The 6,670-nt window shown below is 67.6% G+C and carries 6 protein-coding genes and 1 rRNA gene; all 7 read right to left on the minus strand.

Annotated elements, in window-relative coordinates; genetic code table 11:
* Nucleotides 1-37: 37 nt before the first annotated feature.
* Nucleotides 38-853, minus strand: a complete 816-nt coding sequence (locus ACWC21_RS15880; protein ID WP_450882064.1) for an FHA domain-containing protein — start codon at nucleotides 851-853, stop codon at nucleotides 38-40.
* A 193-nt stretch (nucleotides 854-1,046) separates the two neighbouring features.
* Nucleotides 1,047-1,904, minus strand: a complete 858-nt coding sequence (locus tag ACWC21_RS15885; protein WP_450882066.1) for a DUF881 domain-containing protein — start codon at nucleotides 1,902-1,904, stop codon at nucleotides 1,047-1,049.
* A gap of 5 nt (nucleotides 1,905-1,909) precedes the next feature.
* Entirely contained in the window at nucleotides 1,910-2,242 is a 333-nt protein-coding gene (locus ACWC21_RS15890; RefSeq protein WP_003988855.1) for a small basic family protein, read from the minus strand.
* Nucleotides 2,239-3,078, minus strand: coding sequence for a DUF881 domain-containing protein (locus ACWC21_RS15895; protein ID WP_450882068.1), 840 nt, complete (start codon nucleotides 3,076-3,078; stop codon nucleotides 2,239-2,241). Before ACWC21_RS15895 ends, ACWC21_RS15890 begins: the two co-directional genes overlap by 4 nt.
* 168 nt (nucleotides 3,079-3,246) lie before the next feature.
* Nucleotides 3,247-5,742 carry a sugar phosphate nucleotidyltransferase gene (locus ACWC21_RS15900; protein WP_450882070.1) on the minus strand — a complete coding sequence of 832 codons (2,496 nt, stop codon included), beginning with the start codon at nucleotides 5,740-5,742 and terminating at the stop codon, nucleotides 3,247-3,249.
* A gap of 116 nt (nucleotides 5,743-5,858) precedes the next feature.
* Nucleotides 5,859-6,467: a CDP-alcohol phosphatidyltransferase family protein gene (locus ACWC21_RS15905; RefSeq protein WP_450882072.1), complete on the minus strand. Its 609-nt coding sequence runs from the start codon at nucleotides 6,465-6,467 to the stop codon at nucleotides 5,859-5,861.
* A gap of 108 nt (nucleotides 6,468-6,575) precedes the next feature.
* Nucleotides 6,576-6,670: ribosomal RNA gene (gene rrf / locus ACWC21_RS15910) — 5S ribosomal RNA — on the minus strand; the annotation flags it as partial.

The following is a 6,670-nucleotide window of genomic DNA, read 5'->3' on the forward strand; positions in this document are numbered from 1 at the left end:
TTCCCTGGAGGTTCCCCCGGACGGCGTCCGGGGGAGGTCAGATGCCCTGCCGGCTCGCGTAGAACACCAGCCGGTACTTGCCGATCTGCACTTCGTCACCGTTGGACAGAGCGACCTGGTCGATCCGCTCCCGGTTGACGTACGTACCGTTCAGACTGCCGACGTCGGCCACCGTGAAGGAACCGTCCGGGGAGCGCCGGAACTCCACGTGCCGGCGCGACACCGTGACGTCGTCCAGGAAGATGTCGCTCTGCGGATGGCGCCCGGCCGTGGTCAGCTCGCTGTCCAGCAGGAAACGGCTGCCCGAGTTCGGCCCACGGCGCACCACCAGCAGCGCCGAGCCCAGCGGCAGCGCGTCGACGGCCGCCTGCGCCTCCGGGGAGAGCATCGGCGTCTGCCCGGTCACCTCGGCGTCGTAGGCCTCCAGGCCGGAGATGGAGATCGTGGACGTCGTCTCGGACGCACGCTCCGGCACGGCCCCGGGGCGCAGCGGCGCACCGCAGTTGGAACAGAAGCGGGCGTTGTCCGCGTTGCGGTTTCCGCACCTCGTACACACCACTGCCGACATGGACGGATCCTCCTGCCCCGCCGGAGCGCTGGACGCGTACGGGCCGGAGGCAAACCCTCCACCCGTACCTGAGGTTGACGGTTGCCCGAAACCTATGCCGCCGGACTGGGCAGGGTCAACAGACGGCGCGCCCTGACCTCCGGAAATGTCACCACCCGGACCAGCGAGCTGGTCACGGAACAGCGGGCGCTGACCCTCTGCGTCAGGCTGTGCGCGATGACGGGCGGTCGCGTTGTCGCTGCCCTCTCGCGCGCTCTTGCCGAACAACTTCGCAAACAACTTCACGGGCGATTCCCCTTGACCGAAACAGACCCGCCCGTGGGGCAGGACGAACCCTGATTGCCTACACCGGCCGACCCGGACACCCTCACAACGTCCGTGGCCACCAGACAGTTTCCACCACGCACCACCCCTTCGGTACGCCGACCCCCCGCAACCTCATGCCCTTGTCGGACGCCCCCCATGCACTCTCGGTTCACTATGAGGACGACCGAGCGTAGTCAGGCTGCTTCGCCGGTCGCAAGGCATCCACGACGATCTTGTTCGACCGGTCGACGGTCACGGTGGCCTGCTCCTTCTCGAGAGTCTGCACCACGCCCCCGGGGATGTTGAGCGCCGGTTCAAGGTCCTGCGGCTTGCCGATGACCTTGAAACGATACGGAGCGTTGATCTTGTTCCCGTCGACGCTCACCCTCTTGCCGGAGTCGGTGAGGTAGGTCCCGGCGACGACCCGCACACCGTTCACCTGGATCGCCTCCGCGCCGGCCGCGCGCAGTTCCTGGATCGCGTCGAGCAGCATGTCCGCCTGGACCGTCCCCTTCGTGTCGTCGATCGTCATCGTGATGCCGGGACCCTCGGCCGCCACGGTGCCCGCGAGGATACCGAGTTGCTTCTCCTTCTCGGCGGTCTGCTTGCGCGCCTCGGCAGCCTGGTCGGAGCTGCTCTGCAGCTCCTGCCGCTGCTTCTCCAGTCCCTGCTTCTCGTCCTCAAGACGCTGAGTACGGTCGTCCAGTTCATCGAGGATGCGAACGAGATCCTCCTGGCGGGCTCCGCGCAGGGCGCTGTCGCTGTCGCTGTTCGACGCCACCTGCACGGCGAGTCCGAAGCCGAGACCGAACAGCAGCACCGCGACGATCAGTTGGGCTCGGCTGACGCGTGGCGGCCACAGGCCCTGGACCAGGCGCTGCCGGCCGGTCAGCGCCTGCTCGGGCCGCTGCTCGGCGGCCCCCTCGGGCTCGGGCGCCGAAGACGGCACCTCGGCGGGCGCCTCGGCCGGCACTTCGGCGGGCAGTTCCTTGCGCAGCCCCGTCTCCGGCTGCTCGTCCTGGTTGCTCATCGCCGTCACGCCCGGAACACGTGCCGCCGGATCGCCGCGGCGTTGGAGAAGATGCGGATGCCGAGGACCACCACGACACCGGTGGACAACTGCGCACCCACGCCCAGCTTGTCGCCGAGGAACACGATCAGCGCGGCCACGACCACGTTGGACAGGAACGACACCACGAAGACCTTGTCGTCGAAGATGCCGTCGAGCATGGCCCGCAGGCCACCGAAGACGGCGTCGAGCGCCGCGACCACGGCGATCGGCAGATAAGGCTCGACGACCGCCGGAACCTCAGGACGGACCAACAGGCCGGCCACGACTCCCACGACGAGGCCCAGTACGGCGATCACGATGTGCCTTTCTCAGTGCTCGGCTGTGCTGTACGTACGATCACACTCGGTGCTGCGGGCAACCGGAGGTCACTCTCGGTGGAGATGCCGGTCCGGATGCCGTAGTTCTGTTCCAGGGCGTGCAGATACAGGCCGTCGTCGCTGTTCTGGAACCTGGTGCTCAACTTCTTCCCGTCCCCCACCGCCAGGACCGTGTAGGGCGGCACCAGCGGCTTGTTGTCGACCAGTATCGCGTCCCCCGCGGCCCTGATCGCCGACAGGGTGGTCAGCCGCTGTCCGTTGATGGAGATCGCCTCCGCGCCCGAGGCCCACAACCCGTTCGCCACGCGCTGCATGTCGCGGTCCCGGACCCGGCCGGTGTCGGAGAACCCCGAGGTCTCACGCGGATTGCCCGCCTGGCCGCTCGAGGCTTCCTTGGCGTCGTCGACGACGAGCTTGACGCCGGGTCCGTGCACCGCCGTGGCACCCGAGAGGACGCCCACCAGATCCGCCTGCCCGCTGCCGCCGCTCTTCTTCAGAGCCGCCCGCTGGCGGGCGCTCACGTCGTCGCGCAGCTTGTCCACGTCGCCCTCGAGCCGGTCCGCCGACGATGTCTCGCTGTCGATGCGGTCGATCAGCTCCTGGCGCTCCTTGGCGACGACGGGCGCCGCCACGTGCGCCTGTGCCGCCCCCACCGTCACCACGAGCGCGGCGAGGACCAGGCCGGCGGCGAGGCCCAGCTTGGCCCGGAGCGTCTTCGGCACGCCGCCGGCCTCTCCGTGGGCCTTCCGCCTGGCCGCGGCCTCGGCGTACCCGTCGTCCAGGCTGTGGTCCATGACGTTGGTGATCAACGACATGGAGGCATCCGGACGCGCGGGCCGCGAGGAGGTGCTCCGAACGGGGGATTGCTGCGGCATGCCGCACATCGTCGCATGTCGCGACCAGTAGCTACGAACGCCCCCTCCGACGTGCCGGACAGGCCCCCTTGCGGAACACTTGTCCGGCACGCGTGCGTGCGGCGGTATTTACCTTCCGGCGCTGTCCACGACAGCCGACCACTCGTCGAGCAGGGCCTGCGCGGACGCGTCGTCCGGCCCTTCCGCCCACAGGTGGGTGACCGCCTCGGCCGGGTCGGGCAGCACCATCACCCAGCGTCCGTCGGTCTCGACGACCCGTACGCCGTCGGTCGTGTCCACGTAGCGGTCTCCGGCGGCCTCGACGACCCGCCGCATGACGAGACCCTTGACGGCCCAGGGAGTGGCCAGGTCCCGCTTCAGGACGTGCGCGCGCGGAATACGGGCGTCGATCTGGCTGAGGGTGAGCTGCGTCCGCGCCACCAGCCCGATCAGCCGCACGAAGGCGGCCGTACCGTCGTAGACGCTGCTGAACTCGGGGACGATGAACCCGCCCTTGCCGTCACCGCCGAAGATGGTCCCTTCCTCGCCTCCCACGCGCGTGAGGTCGTCGGGGGACGTGGTGGTCCACTCCACCTGGGTTCCGTGGTAGGCGGCGACCTGCTCGGCGATCCTGGTCGTCGTGACCGGGAGTGCGACACGGCCGCTGCGCCGCTCGGCGGCTACGAGGTCCAGCATCACCAGCAGTGCCCGGTCATCCTCGATGATCCGGCCCTTCTCGTCGACGAGCGACAGCCGCTCGCCCACCGGGTCGAACCGGACGCCGAACGCCGCCCCGGAGGACGCCACGATCTCTCCGAGGCGCTTCAGGCCGGACCGCCGCACCTCGCCGGTCTCCGTCGGCCTCGACTCGTCGAGGCCCGGGTTGATGGTCAGCGAGTCCACACCGAGCTTGCCGAGCAGGCTGGGCAGAACAAGTCCGGCACTGCCGTTCGAGGCGTCCACGACCACCTTGAGCCCCGACTCGGCGATCCCCGTGGTGTCGACGTTTCGCAGCAGCGATCCGGTGTACGAGTCGAAGACGCTCGCCGGGAAGTGCAGGTCACCGATCTCACCCGGGAACGCGCGCCGGTACTCCTGCCGCGCGAACACCCGGTCGAGCTTCCGCTGGCTTCCCTGGGAGAGGTCCGCCCCGTTGCCGTCGAAGAACATGATGTCGACGGAGTCCGGCACACCGGGCGACGTCCGGATCATGATGCCGCCGGCGCTGCCCCGCGCGGTCTGCTGCCGGGCCACGGGCAGCGGTACGTTCTCCAGGTCGCGTACGTCGATGGCGCTGGCCTGGAGCGCGGAGATCACGGCTCGCTTGAGCGCACGGGCACCACGGGAGTGGTCGCGGGCCGTGGTGACGGTGGAGCCCTTCTTGAGGGTGGTGGCGTAGGCGCCGGCCAGCCGCACGGCGAGTTCGGGTGTGATCTCGACGTTCAGGATTCCGGTGACGCCGCGGGCTCCGAAGAGGTGCGCCTGGCCCCTGGACTCCCAGATGACCGAGGTGTTGACGAAGGCACCGGCTTCGATGGTCTTGAACGGGTAGACCCGCACATTGCCCTGGACGATCGATTCTTCGCCGATCAGGCACTCGTCACCGATGACGGCGCCGTCCTCGATCCGGGCCGCACGCATGATGTCGGTGTTCTTCCCGACGACGCAGCCCCGCAGGTTGCTGTGCTGGCCGACGTAGACGTTGTCGTGCACGACGGCCTTGTGCAGGAAGGCTCCGCTCTTGACGACCACGTTCGACCCGACGACGGTGTGCTCGCGGATTTCCGCGCCGGCCTCGACCTTTGCGTAGTCGCCGATGTAGAGCGGTCCACGGAGCACGGCGTCGGGGTGCACCTCGGCACCCTCGGCCACCCATACGCCCGGGGAGATCTCGAACCCGTCGATGTCCACGTCGACCTTGCCCTCGAGGACGTCGGCCTGCGCCTTGACGTAGCTCTCGTGGGTACCGACGTCCTCCCAGTAGCCCTCGGCGACGAAGCCGTAGATCGGCTTGCCGTCCTTCATGAGCTGCGGGAAGACATCACCGGACCAGTCGACGGGGACGTCCGGCTCGACGTAGTCGAACACTTCGGGCTCCATGACGTAGATGCCCGTGTTCACGGTGTCCGAGAAGACCTGTCCCCAGGTCGGCTTCTCGAGGAACCGCTCGACCTTGCCTTCCTCGTCGACGATGGTGATGCCGAACTCCAGCGGATTGGGCACACGCGTCAGACAGACGGTGACCAGCGCGCCCTTTTCCTTGTGGAAATTGATCAGTTCGGTGAGGTCGAAGTCGGTCAGGGCATCGCCGGAGATGACAAGGAAGGCATCGTCCTTCAACGCCTCTTCGGCGTTCTTGACGCTTCCGGCGGTACCGAGTGGCTTCTCCTCATTGGCATACGTGAGCTCCATTCCGAGCTCCTCGCCGTCACCGAAGTAGTTCTTGACGAGCGATGCCAGGAACTGCACGGTAACAACGGTCTCGCTGAGCCCATGCCTTTTGAGCAGCCGTAGCACATGCTCCATGATCGGGCGGTTCGCCACGGGCAGGAGCGGCTTGGGCATGCTCGAGGTCATAGGGCGAAGGCGAGTGCCTTCGCCACCGGCCATCACGACGGCCTTCATGTCGGAAGCGTCCTCCTCTAAGAGACGACGGTCCAGCCGACTTCACCCGTCCAGATTGTCCCGCACTTTTCCGCCACGGGCCATCGCAAGCCACTACGTCCGGACAATCGGCGGGTTCAACCGGCCACGGCGTCCGCGCGAACCAGGCGTCGGACTTGGACCACGTAGAGCACTCCTGCCCACCAATAGAGGGTTGTACCCCAAACTGCGAACGCCCATCCGAAAATAGCAGCGAGTGACGAGATCCATCCGCTTCCGTCACTGAGCAACAACAAGGGGAAGGCATACATCAGGTTGAAGGTCGCCGCCTTCCCCAGGAAGTTCACCTGCGGCGGCGGATAGCCGTGCCGTCTGAGGATGCCCACCATCACCAGGAGGACCAGCTCTCGAGCCAGGAGTACCGCGGTCAGCCACGCCGGCAGGATCTCGCGCCAGGTGAGCCCCAGCAGCGTCGACAGGACGTAGAGCCGGTCGGCCGCGGGATCGAGCAACCGGCCGAGGCTGCTGATCTGGTTCCAGCGTCGCGCCAGCTTGCCGTCCAGATAGTCGCTGATCCCGCTCAGCGCCAGCACGAGCAGCGCCCAGGTGTCGCTCTTGGGTCCCCCGAACTCGGGCCTGAGGATCAGCCACAGGAAGAGCGGTACGCCGAGGAGCCGTGCCATGCTGAGGATGTTCGGGATGGTGAGGACCCGGTCTGTCTGGACGCGGGTCTCCTGGACCTCCACCCGGGGGCCTCCTGTGCGAAACGTGCCGACGATGCCCCCTGACCCTACCCCAACGCAAAAAAGCTCCGGCTCCTGGGCTGGTGCCCAGGAGCCGGAGCTTCAAAGGGAGTTCGGCGGTGTCCTACTCTCCCACAGGGTCCCCCCTGCAGTACCATCGGCGCTGTGAGGCTTAGCTTCCGGGTTCGGAATGTAACCGGGCGTTT

The sequence above is a fragment of the Streptomyces sp. NPDC001348 genome, from assembly GCF_053597535.1.

What these genes read in the sequence shown, in the direction of transcription:
- ACWC21_RS15895 (WP_450882068.1), bottom strand. Translation starts at nt 3,078, where the DNA reads ATGTCGTTGATCACCAACGTCATGGACCACAGCCTGGACGACGGGTAC.
- ACWC21_RS15885 (WP_450882066.1), bottom strand. Translation starts at nt 1,904, where the DNA reads ATGAGCAACCAGGACGAGCAGCCGGAGACGGGGCTGCGCAAGGAACTG.
- ACWC21_RS15900 (WP_450882070.1), bottom strand. Translation starts at nt 5,742, where the DNA reads ATGAAGGCCGTCGTGATGGCCGGTGGCGAAGGCACTCGCCTTCGCCCT.